Genomic DNA, 17,483 nt, shown 5'->3' on the forward strand with positions numbered 1-17,483 from the left:
GAGAGCCAGAAAGATTCACTGTTGATCCAACCCATCACATGCTGGGACTAAACAGAAAAAGGGGGATGGAGACGATGGCTGCATGGGACGTTCCCGCGGCGGGCTGACCAGCAAGATCCATGCGCTGGTCGATGCCGAAGGCCGCCCTGTCACTCTGCGCCTGACGGCCGGTCAGGTTGCCGACTGCAAGGAGGCCGAAGCCCTGATCGACACTCTCGGTGAGGGCGGCATCCTGCTGGCCGACAAGGGCTACGACAGCGATGCGATCCGCGCCAGGGCCAAGCAGCGAAAGGCTTGGGCCAACATTCCGCCCAAGGCAAATCGCAGGGGAACATTCGCCTTCTCGGCCTGGCTCTATCGCCAACGAAATCTGGTCGAGAGATTCTTTAACCGTATCAAGCACTTCCGGGGCGTCGCAACCCGATACGACAAGGGCCCCGCAAACTATCTCGCCGCCGTCAAATTCGGCGCAGCCCACCTATGGTGTAAGCCGTAATGAGTCTATGTGCTAGAAGCAAGCGCATGCGATGCTTGTGCCTCCGATTGTGAACGCATCCATCCGTGGCGATTGTCTTTGACCGCTATTCCCCGTCATCTGCCGGGTGATCCCCATTGATAACGCAGGCTGCTTTTGTTGACCGTGCGGAGAAGCCTTTTGGTTTTGCAGGGGGGCTGTTCGGTCGTTTTTATGGCCACGCACCTGACGCCCCAAAAGGAAAGGGCCGCCCAATCGGACGGCCCCTGTTTCATCTGAAGCGATCTCAGATCAGCTTGCCCATCGCCACGGCGGTGTCGGACATGCGGTTCGAGAAGCCCCATTCATTGTCATACCAGGTCAGGATGCGAACCAGCTTGCCCTCCATCACTTTGGTCTGGTCCATGTGGAAGACCGACGAATGCGGGTCGTGGTTAAAGTCGGTCGAGACCAGCGGTTCTTCGGTATAGCCCAGGATGCCCTTCATCGGGCCATCCGCAGCAGCCTTGATCGCGGCGTTGATTTCTTCGACCGAAGTGTCGCGGCTGGCTTCGAAGACCAGATCGACGACCGAGACATTCGGCGTCGGCACACGGATGGCCACGCCGTCCAGCTTGCCCTTGAGTTCCGGCAGCACCAGACCCACGGCCTTGGCCGCGCCGGTCGAGGTCGGGATCATCGACAGCGCGGCGGCGCGGGCGCGATACAGATCCTTGTGCATGGTGTCCAGCGTCGGCTGATCGCCGGTATAGCTGTGGATCGTGGTCATAAAGCCACGGGTGATGCCAACGGTGTCGTTCAGCACCTTGGCCACCGGCGACAGGCAGTTGGTGGTGCAGGATGCGTTCGACACCACGATGTCGTCAGCGGTTAGCGTATTGTCATTGACGCCAAAGACGATGGTCTTGTCCGCGCCATCGCCGGGGGCCGAAATCAGCACACGTTTTGCGCCGCTTTTCAGATGTGCCGAGGCTTTTTCCTTGCTGGTAAAGATGCCGGTGCATTCCATCACCACATCCACGTCGCCCCAGGGCAGGTCGGCGGGGTTGCGTTCAGCCGAAACCTTGATCGGGCCGCGGCCCACGTCGATCGTGTCACCCGACACCGTGACCTTGGCCGGAAAGCGGCCATGAACGCTGTCATAGCGCAGCAGATGCGCGTTGGTTTCGACCGGACCCAGATCGTTGATCGCGACGACCTCGATATCGGTGCGGCCCGATTCGATGATCGCGCGCAGCACGTTCCGACCGATGCGACCGAAGCCGTTGATTGCAACCTTGACTGCCATGACTGAACTCCCACCCAGATGATGCTGGCTTCAGATAGCCGCCTTCGCGGCAGGATGCAAATGCCAGCGTATTGCCTGATCCAAAACTTGCCCGCCTGGTTAACCCGGCGGGCGGTCAGTTCCAGAACGTGATCCAATCTACCAGAGCCGCCATCTGCCGCACAAGGTAAACGGGAAGCGTGCCATCCAGCCAGATCCGGTCGGCCAGCAGCACGGCGGCGAAAATGCAGACGAGGAAGGCGGCGATCTTGGTGCTCATGAGGCGATGTGTCGCGGTTCGTCGCTACGGATGCAAGGTCGCAATGTCCGGTCAGCCTTCGTCATCGGGCACCACCATGATCAGTTCGCCCGCTGCCTCAAGATCGCGGATGGCGGCGACGACCACGCTCATCGCGTCTTCGATGTCTTTCTGTTTTTGTTTGCCGACGCCGCCTATTTCGTCGCGCAACCCCTCGGCCATGCGCTGCGAGATGTTCGACAGGATGAATTCCGCCGATGCCGCGTTGTTTTCGGTTGCTCCGGCCAGTGCGCGCAGCAGCACCGGCGTTTCGATCTCGCGCACGATGCGCGGCACGTCGCGCGGCTGGATGCGGGTGGGGATATGGGCAAAGGTAAAGATCGCCTTGCGCACGTCAACGGCGAAATCGGCGTCGTCATCATCCAGCCCTTGCAGCACCGAATCGCGGATTTCGGCACTGGCAAAGTTCAGGATCGCGCCCACACGGTCAACGGCGGGCTTTTCGATGGCCGGGCGGGGCAGGGCATCAGCGGCGCGCAGCAGCACCTGTCCCACGCGATGCAGTGCCTCGATCGTGACGCCGCCGGTCATCGACATGGCATGAGCCACGGCCCGCGCCCGCGCGGGGCCAAGCGCGGTGAACGCCTCGGACGCCTTGGAGACCGGCAGTTTGGAAAACATCAGTGCCGCGACTTCGACCGATTCCTGATTGGCGAGGGTAATGATCCTGTCCACCGGCAGCGCGGCGATGCGTTCCCACGGATCGCCCTTGCCGGTCAGCGCGGCGATGCGGCGCAACTGGTTGGCCGTATCATCCGACAGCGATCCACCCAGCATATCCAGCGTGCCGTCCAGCCCACCGGGAAAGGTGACGCCCACCGATTCCAGCGAATCGCAGAATTCGGAAATCACCGCATCGCGGGTGGCCCGGTCGATCAGATCCATGCCCGCCATTTCCTGCGCCAGCGCGGCCTGATGATCCTTGTCCAGCGCCGACAGGTTCATGTCGTCGTTGCCATTCATCAAAAGCCGCACGATCACCGCTGCCTTTTGTCGCGGGCTAAGCGCCGTATGTGCCATCATTCCCCTGTCCGTCCGAATCTATGCCGACAGGGGAACAATCGCAGAACTTTGCTAACGAGGGGTTAGCGCCGTTCCGAAAAATCACATCGCATTTTCATCAAATACGCGGCGGAAGATCGTATCGACATGCTTGGTGTGATAGCCCAGATCGAATTTTTCCTCGATCTCGGCCGGGGAAAGCGCCGCCGTCACCTCGGCATCGGCCAGCAATTCGGATTTGAAATCAGCGCCCTGTTCCCAAACCTTCATGGCGTTCCGCTGCACCAGACGATAGGCATCCTCGCGCGATACCCCGGCTTGAGTCAGCGCCAGCAAGACGCGCTGGCTCATCACCAGACCCTTGAACTTGTTCATATTCCGCAGCATGTTTTCGGGATAGACGACCAGCTTGTCGATCACCCCGGCCAGCCGGTTCAGGGCAAAATCCAGCGTGATCGTCGCATCCGGCGCGATGCCGCGTTCGACGGAAGAATGCGAAATATCGCGCTCGTGCCACAGCGCGACGTTTTCCATCGCGGGGACTACGGCCATGCGCACCAGCCGCGCAAGGCCGGTCAGGTTTTCGGTCAAGACCGGGTTGCGTTTATGCGGCATGGCCGACGACCCTTTTTGGCCGGGGCTGAAATATTCTTCGGCTTCAAGCACTTCGGTGCGCTGCATGTGGCGAATTTCGATGGCGATATTTTCGATCGACGACGCAATCACCCCCAGCGTGGCAAAGAACATCGCGTGACGGTCGCGCGGAATGACCTGCGTTGAAATCGGTTCGGGGCGCAGGCCCATTTGGGCGCAGACATGTTCTTCGACCGCCGGGTCAATGTTGGCGAACGTCCCGACAGCGCCGGAAATCGCGCCGGTCGCCACCTCGGCACGCGCGGCCTGCAATCGCGCCTTGCTGCGCGCCATTTCGGCGTAGAACCGGGCGAAGGTCAGGCCCATCGTGGTCGGTTCGGCGTGAATGCCGTGGCTGCGCCCGATGCGCACGGTGTCCTTGTGTTCATAGGCGCGGCGTTTCAGCGCCTCCAGCACACGGTCCATGTCGGCCAGCAGAATATCGGCGGCGCGCACCAGCTGCACATTCAGGGTGGTGTCCAGCACGTCGGAACTGGTCATCCCCTGATGCACGAACCGGGCCTGTTCTGAACCGACATGTTCGGCCAGATGCGTCAGAAAGGCGATCACGTCATGCTTGGTCACGGCCTCGATTTCGTCGATCCGGGCCACGTCGAATTCGACATCCTTTGCCTGCCACACGGCCTGGGCATTTTCGCGCGGGATCACGCCCAGATCGGCCTGCGCATCGCAGGCGTGGGCCTCGATCTCGAACCAGATGCGGAACTTGGTTTCCGGCGACCAGATCGCGGTCATCTCGGGGCGGGCATAGCGCGGGATCATCAGAGCCTCCTGTCCTTGGGTCAGGGCGGGGATAGACCCGGCACGGCACGGGGGCAAGATTTGTTACATCGGCGGAACGCTTTGCGGCCTTGCGGGGTTAATGCTGAAACCCAACCCAAAGGGAAAGCCATGAGCGACCGCGATCACGATACCCCCGGCCAAGAGGCGCATGAAATCAGCTACACCCGCTTTGGGCCGCGTCCGCCCATCGGCAAAGCCGCGCGTGGTGCGCATCGGCTGGAATCGCGGCGGATTCCGCCTTCGGGGGATGTGTCGCCCGACGGCGACCGAGAATGGCCGCAGCCCGGCTTGACCTCGCGGGTGGTGGTTTACGGCGGCGCGGCGATTATGGCGGCGGCGGCCACGGCAGGCGTGGTTCTGGCGGCACGAAAGGTGGTGGATCTTATCGGCGGGCCGGATGAGGCCGACCGTTACAGCCGCCCGCGCACCGCCCCCGGCTTTGCCGATCTGGATGACGACGAGCGCGAGGCGATTCGCCGTCGTGTGCGCGAACAGGCCCGTGCCGATGCGCGGGAGGTGGCGCGGATGCGGGCACAGGCGTCGCGCGACCGCTTTGGCCCGCGTCCCAATGCGGCGCAAAGCCTGACACAGCGCGCGGATCAGGTTGCGGGCAGTCTGAACGGCCTGCTGGCCGCTTTTGCCGGGTTCCGCAGCGTGGCCGCGCAGGCAGGTGGCATCATGCGCGAGTTTTCCGATGCGGCGCAGGTTGTGCGGTCGTTTCTGGATCGCGAGGGGCAGGACCGCGACCGCGCCGATCCGCATCGCGCCGACCCGCATCGCCGCGCCGATAACGACCGCCGCACCCATAACCTGTAACATGAGCAGGGGCCGTTCCGATTGGTCCGATGTCACCGCCGCGCTGTTTGGTGATCTGGATGACGCCACGCGGCACCGCTTTGGCATCGGCAAGGGGCAACAGGCGCGCGCCGAAACCAAGGCCCGCACAGCCGAGGAGCGCGCGACCCGCAGTGACAAGCTGCCACGAGAGGTGGTCGCCCCGCCCCGGCCAGATGCGCCGCAGACCCCGTGGCAGCTCACGCGCGGCGATTGGTGGCAGGTGGCCAAGCGCAGTTTCGCCCAGATCAGCGAAGATCGCGTGATGTCGGTCGCGGGCGGCGTGACCTTTTTCGGGCTGCTGGCGCTGTTTCCGGCGATCACGGCGCTGGTGTCGCTGTTCGGCCTGTTCGCCGATCCGGTAAAGATCGAGCAGAACCTCGACTATCTGTCCGACTTTCTGCCCGAGGAGGCAGTCGAGATTATCTCGGGGCAGGTGCAGACCATCGTGAATGCCCCCGCCGTTTCGCTGTCGATCGCCAGCCTTCTGGCGCTTGGCATGGCGTTCTATTCCGCCAACGGCGGCATGAAGGCGCTGATCGAGGCGCTGAACGTCGCCTTTTTCAAGGTCGAGACGCGCAATTTCCTGATACTGAACCTGACGGCGATGGCCTTTACCCTGGGCGGCATGTTCATGATTATCATGATGATCGGCGTCATCGCGGTGATCCCCGCGGTGCTGGCATGGGTGCCGATGTCGGGGGCGGTCGAATGGTTGCTGTGGGTCGTGCGCTGGCCGGTGATGCTGGCCCTGCTGATGCTGGCCCTGTCGGCCCTGTATCGCTGGGGACCGAACAAAGCGGATTCCCGCTGGCAATGGATCTCGCCCGGTGCAATCTTTGCGGCCCTGGGGCTGATGACAGCCTCGATGCTGTTTTCGTGGTATGCGACGAATTTTGCCGATTACAACGAAACCTACGGTTCGCTTGGGGCTGTCATTCTGCTGATGATGTGGCTGTGGATCGCCAGCATGGTGGTGATGATGGGTGCCGAGATCAATTCCGAGGTCGAGCGTCAGTTGCGCATCCTGAACGGCAAGCCCGTGCCGGTGAACCCGATGACGCAGACGGTTGATTAACGATTCGCCCCAATATTTGCCGGATTTTTGTCCCCTGACAGAAAAAATGCTGCATTGCAGCAAATGTTATCGCCATCAGGGGGTGCATGAACATTGCGCCAACGCCATACGCCCCGTAACAAAAGCAGAGTAGAGGGGGAATATCATGGCATACAAAGACGTTTACGAAAGCTGGAAGGCCAGCCCGGAAGATTTCTGGATGCAGGCGGCCGGGGGAATCGACTGGATCAAGCCGCCCAGCAAAGCGTTCTTCGATCAGGGACCGGCGGGCGAATGGTTTGCCGATGCCATGGTGAATACCTGCTGGAACGCGGTGGACCGCCATGTCGAGGCGGGGCGCGGCGATCAACTGGCCATCATCCACGACAGCCCGATCACCCATTCCTATCGCGGCATCACCTATCGCGAATTGCGTGACCGCGTTGCCAGCCTTGCCGGTGCGCTGCGGGCCAAGGGCATCGAAAAGGGTGATCGCGTCATCATCTATATGCCGATGATCCCCGAGGCGCTTGAGGCGATGCTGGCCTGTGCCCGGCTTGGCGCGATCCACTCGGTCGTGTTCGGCGGTTTTGCGGCGAACGAACTGGCGGTGCGGATTGACGATGCCAAGCCCAAGGCGCTGATCGCCGCGTCCTGCGGATTGGAACCGGGGCGCGTCGTCCACTATAAACCGCTGCTGGACAAGGCGATTGATCTGGCCGCGCACAAGCCGGATTTCTGCGTCGTCTTTCAGCGTGAACAAGAGGTTGCCGAACTGATCGAGGGGCGCGATGTCGCCTGGCACTCGTTCCAATATGGCGTTGAGCCGGCCGAATGTGTCCCGGTCGAGGGGAACCATCCGGCCTATGTGCTGTATACCTCGGGGACGACGGGCCAGCCCAAGGGCGTGGTGCGTCATACGGCGGGGCAGTTGGTTGCGCTGAACTGGACCATGCCCAACATCTACGGCATCAACGCTGGTGATGTGTTCTGGGCCGCGTCTGATGTGGGCTGGGTCGTGGGGCACAGCTATATCTGCTATGGTCCGCTGATCGCCGGGGCCACGACCATCGTGTTCGAGGGCAAGCCGGTCGGCACGCCCGACGCGGGCACCTATTGGCGGGTCTGTCAGAACCACAAGGTCAAGTCGTTCTTTACCGCCCCCACCGCTATCCGCGCCGTCAAGCGCGAAGACCCGAACGGCGAGCTTATCAAGGACTATAACCTGAGAAACCTTCAGGCGATCTTCCTTGCCGGCGAGCGTGCCGACCCCGACACCATCCAGTGGCTGGAAGACAAGCTGAAGCTGCCGGTCATCGACCACTGGTGGCAGACCGAAACCGGCTGGGCGATTGCGGCCAATCCGTTCGGCATCGAACTGATGCCGGTGAAGAAAGGCAGCCCCTCGGTGCCGATGCCCGGTCATGATGTGCAGGTGCTGGATGAAGGCGGCAATCCGGTCGAAGCCGGGGTTCTGGGCGCCATCGCGATCAAGATGCCGCTGCCGCCCGGCACCTTGCCGACGCTGTGGAATGCCGAGGATCGGTTCAAGAAATCCTACCTGTCGCATTTCCCCGGTTATTACGAAACCGGCGATGCGGGCTATATCGACGAAGACGGCTATCTTTACATCATGGCGCGCACCGATGACGTCATCAACGTCGCGGGCCACCGCCTGTCCACCGGCGCGATGGAAGAAGTGTTGTCCAGCCACCCCGCCGTGGCGGAATGCGCGGTGATCGGCGTGGCCGACACGCTGAAAGGGCAGATGCCGCTGGGCTTCCTTTGCCTGAAAAAAGGCGTCGAAACGCCCGAAGATCAGGTCATCAAAGAGGTGGTCAAGATGGTGCGTGACCGCATCGGCCCGGTTGCCGCCTTCAAATCCGCGCTGGTCGTGGATCGCCTGCCGAAAACCCGCTCGGGCAAGATCCTGCGTGCGACCATGGCCAAGATTGCCGATGGTGAAGAGTTCAAGATGCCTGCTACCATCGACGATCCGGTGATCCTGGACGAAATCGCCGGGGTGCTCAAGGGCGCGGGCTACGGCACGGACTGACAGGCACCGCATCCGTATCGACGCCGCCGGTTTTCCGGCGGCGTTTTCATGCGTCATCTTCGGTCAGGCTGTAATTCTGGATGCAGCGTTTCAGAACATGCGTGGCGGCCGAAACTCGCGCCGTGCGATGGGTTTCGCGATGCGTCAGCAGCCACATTGGCAGGGCCCATTCCCGGCGCGGCGGTGCAAGCTGGATCAGCGTGCCAAGCCGTTCCGCTGTCCTGACCGGCAGAAAGCCGCAGCCCGCCCCGCGCACCAGAATTTGCAGCCGTGTCGCCGGATCGGCGCTGACCGCCACGATCTGTCTGGGGGCCACCTTGGCCGACATCCAGCGGTAATGTTCGGCCCGCAATTCGTCGCCTTCGGTGCCGATGTAATGCTGTGCTTTCAGCGGGCGGTGGGCCAACCCCGGATGCCGTTCAGGATAAAGGCGCGAGGCATACAGCGCAAAGGCCACCATTGGCATGGGGCTGACCACGTAATCGGGTTCCTCGGGTCGGGGGCCGGGGCGCAGGGCTATATCGGCCTCGCCCATTTCCAGCCGCAGCAGCCGCGTTTCCGCAATTACCCGCACGGATAAGCCGGGGTGGTCGCGCAACAGATAATCCGTTGCATCCGCGACGATCCCGCTGAGGATCGGCACCGTCGTCATCACCAGCGTGCCCCGCACCTTCTGTTCCCGATCAGCGGCCATGACGATTTCGGCGGCGGTCTGTTCCATCCGGTCGGCGACATCCATAAAACGCCGCCCGGCAGGGGTCAGGGCATAGCCGCGGTTGTGCCGATAGAACAGCCGCGTCCCCAGCCGCTGTTCCAGCGCCTCGACATGGCGCAGGACGGTGCTGTGATGCACGCCCAGCTTGTGCGCGGCATGGGTCAGCGCGCCGTGACGGGCGACATAAAGGGCGGATTTGATCTCGTCCCAGTTGTTTGTGGGCATGTCGTCCCCCTTGGGTCTGATCGGCGGGCGTGGCGGCTGATGCTGACAAAGCACCCGCTGTGCGAAACGGCAAGAGTCATCTGCCGCCAGATGCGCAGCATGTAGCCTCTTGCTATTTTCGCGCGAATTTCACGCAGAATTTCAGCATCCGGGGCGGCTAATTTGCACACCGTAACACTTCCCCCTTTTTGCTGTGCATTTTTGCAGAGCAAGCTACGATCCACGCACACTCATTCCAATTGTGGAATGAAACAGATGATGTAGAAGGTTAGCCACGAAAGCGTCACTGGGCAGTGCGTTTTTCGGTTTATGTCGTGGGGCGACAAAAGTGAGGTGTGCAGCACTTGGCTGCGCTTAAGGGATATTCGCGTGATGATGGTCGTATCGGCGACTTCAGCGGTCGTATCAGGCAGCAGTATGACTGCTGCGCTTGGGCCTGCTGCTGATTTTTCTGGCAGGTCTGTTGGCCGGGGTGGCTGGAATACTGATCGCTGCGGCGATCATCGCAGCCCGCCGCGGAACACTGAATATCCCTGACCCTCAAGGCTTGCCGGTGTGAAAGCATCGGCAATCTGATCCCGGCGTGTCAGGAAGACAATCCACTTTCCCCCTCTCGTGATTGTGTTTTCTGGCCGCCGGGATGCGTTACCATGACTGATGACGTCATGCCTGCGCCGCGTTAGATTGCGCCATTTCGCATCGGGGTCGTGATGGCTGGTTTTTCAGGTAGATATGTTCCGTTGTCAGGTGATGCGCGCATCGACGGGCTGACCTTTGGCGCGCGCTATGCCGGGCGTGACTTTATCTATGGCTTTTCAACTGCGGCATCGAATTATGGCAGCGATTACAGCCTGCCCGGCGGTGGACGCCCCGGCGAACTGGCGACGTTTTCACCCGTCACCGCCGCCGCCCGCGCCGCTGTCCGATTCGGGTTAGAGGGCGCGACGCCCGGCGGTCCGGGCTTTGGCGTCGAAGGCTTTACCCGCGCCGAATTCACCCAGGTGACACCCGGCGGTGATGTGTTCAACGCGCATTATCGTTTCGGCCAGACCGCCATGCCGAAATATGGCGAGATCGGCTATGCCAACCCCGGCGGCACCATTCCCGATGACCGCGCGGGCGATGTCTGGTTCAAAGGCGGCTGGTTCAAGGATGCCCGCCCCGGCACTCTGGCGCATTACGTCGCCCTGCATGAAATCGGCCATGCCATCGGCCTGAAACATCCGCGCGACATTTTCACCATGCCCAACGGCGACCGTCACGGCGCTTTGCCCGCGAAATGGGATTCGATGGAATACACGGTGATGAGCTATAATTCCTATGCCGGGGAAAGGGCCGCGTCCCTTGGCGGGAATGGGACGTTCGACTATGCGCAGACGTGGATGATGCTGGACATCCGGGCGCTGCAACACGCCTATGGCGCCGACTTCACCACCAATGCCGGGCGCACCACCTATAGCTGGCGACCGGGGCAGGGCGATACCTGGGTGAATGGTAAACGGGCGATCGACAGTCCGGGTGACACGATCTTTGCGACGATCTGGGATGGCGGCGGTTTCGACACCTACGACCTGTCTGCCTTTACCACCGACCTGCGCATCGACCTGCGCCCCGGTGCCAGCAGCATTTTTGCCGCCAGCCAACTGGCTAATCTGGGCGAGGGACGAACAGCCGCCGACAACATTTATAACGCGCTGCAAGTCAACGGCGACAGCCGTTCGCTGATCGAGGCGGCCAAGGGCGGCACGGGCGATGATCGTTTCATCGGAAATGCGGCGAACAACCATTTCCACGGAGGGCGAGGGCGCGATCAGTTCGACGGCGGGCGCGGCAATGATACCTACACCGGCGGGCCGGGCGCGGATCATTTCATCTTTCGCGGCAAGGGTGACGGGCGCGATACGATCACCGATTTCAACCCCGGTCTGGCAGGCGAAAAGATCATCCTGCGTGGCAGTGCAACGTTGACCGATTTTGATCTGGTTGTCCGCAATCTGGTGCAGGTCGGTGAGAATGTCGAACTGCGTGACCTTGACGGCGACGTGCTGGTGCTGCGCGGCCTGACCATCGATCAGCTTGCCGCTGACGATTTTCTGTTCTGAACCACTTTTATCAATCGAACCTTGCCCTGCCTCTCGCGTTAAATCCGACGGAGGTAGATATGCTTTATCATCAGGGCCGTCTGATCGACCACATCCACCTGCGCGTCACCGATTTCGGTCGCGCCTGTGATTTCTATCTGGCCATCTTTCAGGCGCTTGGGATCGATGATCGGATGCAGGGCGGTCGCGACTGGCTTGAGCTGGACGAATTGTTTATCGACGGCTGCGCGCCGGGGCAGGCGCCATCTCTGGTGCATCTGTGCTTTCAGGCCGCCGACCGGGATGCCGTGCAGCGGTTCCATACGACCGGACTGGCGGCGGGTGGGCGCGATAACGGCGCGCCGGGTCTGCGGAACTATCATCCCGGCTATTACGCGGCCTATCTGCTTGATCCTGATGGCAACAATATCGAGGCCAAGGTGGATGAGCGGGTTCGGCAGAGGTCGGCCCCGGCGATCCGGCTGACCGATTAACGGCGCAGCCAGCGAAAACCGACGCCGCCCAGCATCTCATCATAGGTGTCAAAGTTGGAATCGCGCCGCCCGATGGTTGCCGATACCGCCAGCCATGGTGTTGCAACGGTTTCTGCCGACAGGCTGACAATCCGGTCAGTGCGCGCGGTGCCAAAGATTGTGCTGCCGCCAGTTTGATACCACGATGCCTGCACCCGCGTCATCCGCCCCGCAATGGGCCGCGCCAGACCCGCGCGAAGCCCGCGCCGCACAGTGTTCTGGCCCTGAACGCGCTTGGCCCCCTCGCCCCCAAGGGACAGGGCACCGACATCAGGGATCGCGCCGGTCCAATCCATCGACAGGCTGTTCTGGTTGTAATCATTGCGCATTTTGCGCCGAAGTGTGGCCGAGATCTGTTGATCGACATTGCCCAGATGCGTGACCACCACCGGCGTCAGGCTGAGGCTGCGTTCGACCACATCCTCGCGCCCGCTTTGTCGTGCACCGACCAGTGCAGCGCAGCCGTCCAGCCAGACAAAGCCGCGCAGGTGCTGCGCGGCGCAAAGGCTGCCCCCCACTTCGCTGCGGCTGATACCCTCGCCCACAAGAGTGCTGACCGAGGCGCTGATCCCCGCCGTTACAACCGACCCACGGGCATAACTGAACCGGGCCACCGCCCCCGCACCACCGCCGATGACGATACCGGACCGGGCCCGGTCGGCCTCGTCTATGGTCCATTCCAGATCGCCGATCATGATGGTTGCGCCCGGCACACCGCCGTTGAAATTGCGCGACCACGACAGAATCGGCCAGACATCCGCCTGCTGCCCCAGCGATACGATACCGCCGCCATCCGGGTGCAGCGCGCCCAGACGGCGGGCCAGATTGGCGCGATACGCCTCTGATCCGGTGGGGCGGGCGCGTTCCAGCGCATACAGCGCCAGACGGTCGCTGCCCGATGCCATCGCGGCGGCCCATCCGGGCAGTGGGTCGGCCAAGGCGGGCGCGGTCGCCCCGGCAAGGGCTGCGGCACAGGCCGCAGCAACGATGCGCCGGATCGTCATGCTTACCGTGTGCCCGTGTAGGTCATCATGAAGGTTTCGGCCCCTTCATTCAGATTGCCCGAGACGATCCCGGCGGTTCCCCTGGCATAATCGCCGACGAAATGACCGATCACCGAACCACCCGTGACGTTATAGCGGTTCACGCCGATGTTCAGTTGCCCGGTGGGGGTGCCGATATAGCTGTTGTCGCTGATCGTGCCGCCGACGCCTACGGTGCCCGACACCATCGACTGCCCCGGCGCCGATTTGAAATCGCTGATCGTGCCGGTGATGCTGCTTGCTGCGATGTCGGCGGTTGCGGTCAGCCGCCCGGCCGCGACCACCGTATCCATATCCGGTTCGTCCAGCGACGTGTTGATCTGGTCGCCCGTCCACAGCAGGGCTGTGCCCTGATAGTTAAAGCGCCCGGCCACCGGCATCTGCGGGGTCAGGTTGTCCGACAGTTTCCCATCACTGGCATAGGTGCCATAAAACGCGCGGCTTTCTGCCATCAACGCGTTAAAACTGGGCGCTGTCGGGTCAACTGGCGTGGACGAAGACCCACCGCCACCACAGGCCGCTACCAAAAGACAAGCCACAAGGGCCGCGTGACAAGCATGAACGCGCTGCATCCGAATCCTTTCATGCCCCACCGCCGCGCGGTGTAGCCCAAGCCGCGGCGAAAAGCATCATCCGAAATTGTTCAAATGCTGCCGACCTGCGTCCCTTGGGTCACAGGTCAGCGCCCAAAGCCTGCATCAGCGGTCGGAAATCGGGGAACGAGGTGTCGATGGGGCTGCCGTCATCGACCGTCACCGGCGCTTGCGCCGCCAGACCCAGCACCAGAAACGACATGGCGATACGGTGATCCAGATGCGTTTCCACCTGCGCCCCGCCCGGCACACTGCCCATGCCATACACGGTCATACTGTCGGGCGTATCCTTGACCCGCACCCCGTTGGCCCGCAGCCCGACGGCCATCGCGTCGATCCGGTCGCTTTCCTTGACACGCAATTCAGCCACGCCATTCATCACCGTCGCACCTTGGGCAAAGGCCGCGACAACCGACAGGATCGGAAATTCGTCAATCATGCTGGCGGCGCGATCCGCCGGAACCGAAACACCCGTCAGCGCCGAATAACGCACCAGCAGATCGGCCACCGGCTCGCCGCCTTCTTCGCGTTCGTTTTCAAAGGTAATGTCGGCACCCATCTCGCGCAGGGTGATATACAGCCCGTCGCGCGTCGGGTTGCGGCTGACGCCCGGCACGCGGATTTCGGACCCCGGCACGATCAGCGCCGCCGCCACCGGGAACGCCGCCGAAGACGGATCGCGCGGCACCGCCACCCGCTGCGCCTGCAATTCCGGGCGGCCACGCAGGGTGATAACATGGCCTTCCCCGGTGACCTCGGTGCGGATGTCGGCACCAAACCCGCGCAGCATCCGTTCGGAATGATCGCGCGTCGGTTCAGCCTCAATCACCACGGTTTCCCCCGGCGCGTTCAGCCCGGCCAGCAGAACCGCCGATTTGATCTGCGCACTGGCCACCGGCGTGCGATAGCGCACCGGAACCGGGTCGGCGACGCCGCGAATGGTGATCGGCAAACGCCCGCCCTCGCGCGCGTCGATCTGACAGCCAAACAGCGCCAGCGGGTCCGTGACCCGCGCCATCGGTCGCCGCGATAGGCTGGCATCGCCAGTAAAGGTGGCGGTGATCGGCGTCGTCGCCATCGCCCCCATAATCAACCGCACCCCGGTGCCCGAGTTGCCGCAGTCGATCACGCCAGCCGGTTCCGAAAAGCCGCCCACGCCCACGCCGTGAACCGACCATTCACCCGGTCCCAGCCGTTCCACCTGCGCGCCAAAGGCGGCCATGGCCTTGGCGGTATCCAGCACGTCCTGCCCTTCCAGCAGTCCGGTGATCCGCGTCTCGCCCACTGACAAGGCGCCCAGGATCAACGCCCGATGGCTGATCGACTTGTCGCCCGGCACCTGCGCCACGCCACGCAGCGGACCCAATGCACGGGCAGTCATCGGACGGGGTTCACCAGAATGCGACATGGAACGCTCCCTTGAAATTCGGCCCTGTCTTGGCCCGGCGAACCGCCTCTGTCCAGAGCCAGCCCGTCTTTCGTTTCCAAATATCCCGGGGGGACCGGGGGGCTGGCCCCCCGGCTGTCGCGGGACGCAATCAGCTGTAATGCGCCAGCGGAGTGCCGGCCAGCGCACTCATGTTCAGCAGACCGCGCGCGGTGATCGACGGCGTGACGATATGGGCGCGGTTGGCCATGCCCATCAGGATCGGCCCGACCTCCAGCCCGTTGGCCTTCAGTTTCAGGGCGTTGCGCACGGCAGATGCGGCGTCGGTATCGGCAAAGACCAGCACGTTTGCCGCCCCCTCCAGCCTTGATCCGGGGAAGATACGTTCACGCACAGCCGGGTCCAGCGCCGCATCGACGTGCATTTCGCCGTCGAACATAAAGTCCACCTCGCGCGCGTCCAGCATGGCCATCGCCGCACGCATCTTGCGCCCCGATTCGGTGTCGAGGTTGCCAAATTGCGAATGGCTGCACAGGGCAATGCGCGGGGTCAGGCCAAAGCGGCGGACATGCCGCGCCGCGCCGATAACGGTTTCCATCACTTCGGCAGGTGTCGGGTCGTAATGCACCTGCGTGTCGGCGATGAACAGCGGGCCGTCCTCAAGAATAATCATCGACAGCGCGCCGACCGGATGCAGCCCGTCACGGGCCAGCACCTCGCGCACATATTTCAGATGCCAGCTGTATTGGCCAAAGGTGCCGCAGATCAGGCTGTCGGCCTCGCCGCGGTGAACCATGATCGTGCCGATGGCGGTGGTGTTGGTGCGCATGATCGCCCGCGCGATGTCGGGCGTCACGCCGCGCCGCGCCATCAGGCCATGATAGGTTTCCCAATAATCGCGATAGCGCGGGTCGTTTTCGGGGTTCACCACCTGAAAATCGGTGCCGGGGCGGATCGGCAGGCCCGCGCGTTCGCAGCGGGTGGCGATCACCTCGGGGCGGCCGATCAGGATCGGCACATCGGTGGTTTCCTCGATCATCGCATTGGCGGCGCGCAGAACGCGCTCGTCCTCGCCCTCGGCAAAGACGATGCGGCGGTTGGCCGTCGCCGCCGCCTCGAACACCGGGCGCATAATCAGCGCCGACCGGAAGACCGAGCCGTCCAGCCGCCGCTTGTAAGCGTCCAGATCGGCAATCGGCCGGGTGGCCACGCCGGTTTCCATCGCGGCGCGGGCCACGGCGCTGGACACCACCCCGATCAGCCGCGGATCAAAGGGCTTGGGGATCAGGTAATCGGGACCAAAGCTCATCCGTTCGCCGTGATAGGCGGCGGCTGCCTCGGCGCTGGTGGTGGCGCGGGCCAGCGCGGCGATACCCTCGATACAGGCGATCTGCATCTCGTCGTTGATGGTGGTCGCGCCCACGTCCAGCGCGCCGCGAAAGATGAAGGGAAAGCACAGGACATTGTTGACCTGATTGGGAAAATCGCTGCGCCCCGTGGCGATTATCGCATTCGGCGCAACCTCGCGCACCTGATCGGGCAGAATTTCCGGCGTCGGGTTCGCCAGCGCAAAGACGATCGGGCGGTCGGCCATGCGCGCGACCATTTCGGGTTTCAGCACACCGGGGCCGGACAGGCCAAGGAACATATCCGCCCCGTCGATCACCTGATCCAACGTGCGCAGATCGGTGGCCTGAGCATAGGCGGCCTTTTGCGGATTCATATCCTCGGTCCGGCCCTCATAGACCAGCCCGTGAATATCGCACAGCCAGACGTTTTCACGCCGCACGCCCAGTTTCAGCAGCATGTTCAGACAGGCGATCCCCGCCGCGCCGCCGCCGGTCGAGACGATCTTGATGTCCTCGAACCGCTTGCCCGCGATGCGCAAGGCGTTGGTGGCCGCCGCGCCAACCACAATCGCGGTGCCGTGCTGATCGTCATGGAACACCGGAATGTTCATCCGCTCGCGGCACAGCTTTTCGACGATGAAACAGTCGGGCGCCTTGATGTCCTCAAGGTTGATGGCGCCAAAGGTCGGCTCCAGCGCGCAAACGATCTCGGCCAGCTTTTCAGGGTCAGATTCGTTCACTTCGATGTCGAAACAGTCGATATTGGCGAATTTCTTGAACAGAACCGCCTTGCCCTCCATCACCGGCTTTGACGCCAGCGCGCCGATATTGCCAAGGCCCAGAACGGCGGTGCCATTGGACACGACGGCAACCAGATTGCCCCGCGCGGTATAGCGGGCGGCATCGGCGGGATCGGCCTTGATTTCCAGACAGGCTTCGGCGACGCCCGGCGAATAGGCCAACGCGAGGTCACGACCGTTGGCCAGGGGCTTGGTGGCGCGGACCTCCAGTTTTCCGGGCCGGGGAAACTCGTGATAATTCAGGGCCGGATGCTGGTTCATGTCCTGATCGCGATTTTCCATCTGTGCCTCCTGCTGTGCCGATAGTTCA

At 62.7% G+C, this 17,483-nt stretch carries 15 protein-coding genes and 1 pseudogene; 7 read left to right on the forward strand and 9 right to left on the reverse strand.

What is annotated here, in order from left to right:
• Nucleotides 1-37: 37 nt before the first annotated feature.
• A pseudogene (locus tag Q4G22_RS14015) lies at nt 38-496 on the forward strand (IS5 family transposase); the annotation flags it as partial.
• A gap of 265 nt (nt 497-761) precedes the next feature.
• Here the strand turns inward: Q4G22_RS14015 and gap are convergent.
• The 4 genes from gap to purB form a co-directional block, all read right to left on the reverse strand.
• The gene (gap, locus tag Q4G22_RS14020) at nt 762-1,763 is read right to left on the reverse strand and encodes a type I glyceraldehyde-3-phosphate dehydrogenase (RefSeq protein ID WP_303386514.1); all 1,002 of its coding nucleotides are present in this window, start codon (nt 1,761-1,763) and stop codon (nt 762-764) included.
• A 115-nt stretch (nt 1,764-1,878) separates the two neighbouring features.
• Nucleotides 1,879-2,022, reverse strand: coding sequence for a hypothetical protein (locus Q4G22_RS14025; RefSeq protein ID WP_303386515.1), 144 nt, complete (start codon nt 2,020-2,022; stop codon nt 1,879-1,881).
• A 51-nt stretch (nt 2,023-2,073) separates the two neighbouring features.
• A complete protein-coding gene (locus Q4G22_RS14030) occupies nt 2,074-3,081 on the reverse strand; it encodes a FliG C-terminal domain-containing protein (RefSeq protein ID WP_303386516.1) in 1,008 nt (335 codons plus the stop codon).
• Nucleotides 3,082-3,165: 84 nt separating this feature from the next.
• On the reverse strand, nt 3,166-4,479 hold the full coding sequence (purB, locus tag Q4G22_RS14035; RefSeq protein WP_303386517.1) for an adenylosuccinate lyase: 1,314 nt from the start codon (nt 4,477-4,479) through the stop codon (nt 3,166-3,168).
• A 129-nt stretch (nt 4,480-4,608) separates the two neighbouring features.
• On the opposite strand from purB, the gene Q4G22_RS14040 reads away from it, so the two are divergent.
• From Q4G22_RS14040 to Q4G22_RS14050, 3 genes are all read left to right on the forward strand, one after another.
• Nucleotides 4,609-5,316 (forward strand): hypothetical protein, encoded by a 708-nt coding sequence (locus Q4G22_RS14040; protein ID WP_303386518.1) that lies wholly within the window; start codon nt 4,609-4,611, stop codon nt 5,314-5,316.
• A 1-nt stretch (nt 5,317) separates the two neighbouring features.
• A complete protein-coding gene (locus Q4G22_RS14045; RefSeq protein ID WP_303386519.1) occupies nt 5,318-6,412 on the forward strand; it encodes a YihY/virulence factor BrkB family protein in 1,095 nt (364 codons plus the stop codon).
• A 145-nt stretch (nt 6,413-6,557) separates the two neighbouring features.
• The gene (locus tag Q4G22_RS14050; protein ID WP_303386520.1) at nt 6,558-8,447 is read left to right on the forward strand and encodes a propionyl-CoA synthetase; all 1,890 of its coding nucleotides are present in this window, start codon (nt 6,558-6,560) and stop codon (nt 8,445-8,447) included.
• A gap of 46 nt (nt 8,448-8,493) precedes the next feature.
• Here Q4G22_RS14050 and Q4G22_RS14055 read toward each other — a convergent pair whose 3' ends face one another.
• A complete protein-coding gene (locus Q4G22_RS14055) occupies nt 8,494-9,387 on the reverse strand; it encodes a LysR family transcriptional regulator (protein WP_303386521.1) in 894 nt (297 codons plus the stop codon).
• Between the two features lie 430 nt (nt 9,388-9,817).
• On the opposite strand from Q4G22_RS14055, the gene Q4G22_RS14060 reads away from it, so the two are divergent.
• The 3 genes from Q4G22_RS14060 to Q4G22_RS14070 all read left to right on the forward strand — a co-directional run bounded on the left by Q4G22_RS14060 (nt 9,818) and on the right by Q4G22_RS14070 (nt 11,962).
• The gene (locus tag Q4G22_RS14060) at nt 9,818-9,946 is read left to right on the forward strand and encodes a hypothetical protein (RefSeq protein WP_303386522.1); all 129 of its coding nucleotides are present in this window, start codon (nt 9,818-9,820) and stop codon (nt 9,944-9,946) included.
• A 151-nt stretch (nt 9,947-10,097) separates the two neighbouring features.
• Nucleotides 10,098-11,489 (forward strand): M10 family metallopeptidase C-terminal domain-containing protein, encoded by a 1,392-nt coding sequence (locus tag Q4G22_RS14065; RefSeq protein ID WP_303386523.1) that lies wholly within the window; start codon nt 10,098-10,100, stop codon nt 11,487-11,489.
• A gap of 59 nt (nt 11,490-11,548) precedes the next feature.
• Entirely contained in the window at nt 11,549-11,962 is a 414-nt protein-coding gene (locus Q4G22_RS14070; RefSeq protein ID WP_303386524.1) for a VOC family protein, read from the forward strand.
• On the opposite strand, the gene Q4G22_RS14075 is transcribed toward Q4G22_RS14070, so the two are convergent.
• The 4 genes from Q4G22_RS14075 to Q4G22_RS14090 all read right to left on the reverse strand — a co-directional run bounded on the left by Q4G22_RS14075 (nt 11,959) and on the right by Q4G22_RS14090 (nt 17,455).
• The gene (locus tag Q4G22_RS14075) at nt 11,959-13,005 is read right to left on the reverse strand and encodes a hypothetical protein (protein WP_303386525.1); all 1,047 of its coding nucleotides are present in this window, start codon (nt 13,003-13,005) and stop codon (nt 11,959-11,961) included. The two genes, Q4G22_RS14070 and Q4G22_RS14075, sit on opposite strands and share 4 nt — an antisense overlap.
• Nucleotides 13,006-13,007: 2 nt before the next feature.
• On the reverse strand, nt 13,008-13,496 hold the full coding sequence (locus Q4G22_RS14080; protein ID WP_303386526.1) for a transferrin-binding protein-like solute binding protein: 489 nt from the start codon (nt 13,494-13,496) through the stop codon (nt 13,008-13,010).
• 220 nt (nt 13,497-13,716) lie between these two features.
• Nucleotides 13,717-15,045, reverse strand: coding sequence for a 3-phosphoshikimate 1-carboxyvinyltransferase (gene aroA / locus Q4G22_RS14085; RefSeq protein ID WP_303386527.1), 1,329 nt, complete (start codon nt 15,043-15,045; stop codon nt 13,717-13,719).
• Nucleotides 15,046-15,175: 130 nt separating this feature from the next.
• Nucleotides 15,176-17,455 carry an NADP-dependent malic enzyme gene (locus Q4G22_RS14090; RefSeq protein ID WP_303386528.1) on the reverse strand — a complete coding sequence of 760 codons (2,280 nt, stop codon included), beginning with the start codon at nt 17,453-17,455 and terminating at the stop codon, nt 15,176-15,178.
• Nucleotides 17,456-17,483 lie beyond the last annotated feature (28 nt).

The organism is Paracoccus sp. (in: a-proteobacteria) (assembly GCF_030538655.1).
Classification (GTDB): domain Bacteria; phylum Pseudomonadota; class Alphaproteobacteria; order Rhodobacterales; family Rhodobacteraceae; genus Paracoccus.

What these genes read in the sequence shown, in the direction of transcription:
- Q4G22_RS14055 (WP_303386521.1), bottom strand. Translation starts at nt 9,387, where the DNA reads ATGCCCACAAACAACTGGGACGAGATCAAATCCGCCCTTTATGTCGCC.
- Q4G22_RS14045 (WP_303386519.1), top strand. Translation starts at nt 5,318, where the DNA reads ATGAGCAGGGGCCGTTCCGATTGGTCCGATGTCACCGCCGCGCTGTTT.
- Q4G22_RS14025 (WP_303386515.1), bottom strand. Translation starts at nt 2,022, where the DNA reads ATGAGCACCAAGATCGCCGCCTTCCTCGTCTGCATTTTCGCCGCCGTG.
- Q4G22_RS14080 (WP_303386526.1), bottom strand. Translation starts at nt 13,496, where the DNA reads ATGGCAGAAAGCCGCGCGTTTTATGGCACCTATGCCAGTGATGGGAAA.
- Q4G22_RS14050 (WP_303386520.1), top strand. Translation starts at nt 6,558, where the DNA reads ATGGCATACAAAGACGTTTACGAAAGCTGGAAGGCCAGCCCGGAAGAT.
- Q4G22_RS14090 (WP_303386528.1), bottom strand. Translation starts at nt 17,455, where the DNA reads ATGGAAAATCGCGATCAGGACATGAACCAGCATCCGGCCCTGAATTAT.
- Q4G22_RS14075 (WP_303386525.1), bottom strand. Translation starts at nt 13,005, where the DNA reads ATGACGATCCGGCGCATCGTTGCTGCGGCCTGTGCCGCAGCCCTTGCC.
- Q4G22_RS14040 (WP_303386518.1), top strand. Translation starts at nt 4,609, where the DNA reads ATGAGCGACCGCGATCACGATACCCCCGGCCAAGAGGCGCATGAAATC.
- Q4G22_RS14030 (WP_303386516.1), bottom strand. Translation starts at nt 3,081, where the DNA reads ATGGCACATACGGCGCTTAGCCCGCGACAAAAGGCAGCGGTGATCGTG.
- Q4G22_RS14065 (WP_303386523.1), top strand. Translation starts at nt 10,098, where the DNA reads ATGGCTGGTTTTTCAGGTAGATATGTTCCGTTGTCAGGTGATGCGCGC.
- gap (WP_303386514.1), bottom strand. Translation starts at nt 1,763, where the DNA reads ATGGCAGTCAAGGTTGCAATCAACGGCTTCGGTCGCATCGGTCGGAAC.
- aroA (WP_303386527.1), bottom strand. Translation starts at nt 15,045, where the DNA reads ATGTCGCATTCTGGTGAACCCCGTCCGATGACTGCCCGTGCATTGGGT.
- purB (WP_303386517.1), bottom strand. Translation starts at nt 4,479, where the DNA reads ATGATCCCGCGCTATGCCCGCCCCGAGATGACCGCGATCTGGTCGCCG.
- Q4G22_RS14070 (WP_303386524.1), top strand. Translation starts at nt 11,549, where the DNA reads ATGCTTTATCATCAGGGCCGTCTGATCGACCACATCCACCTGCGCGTC.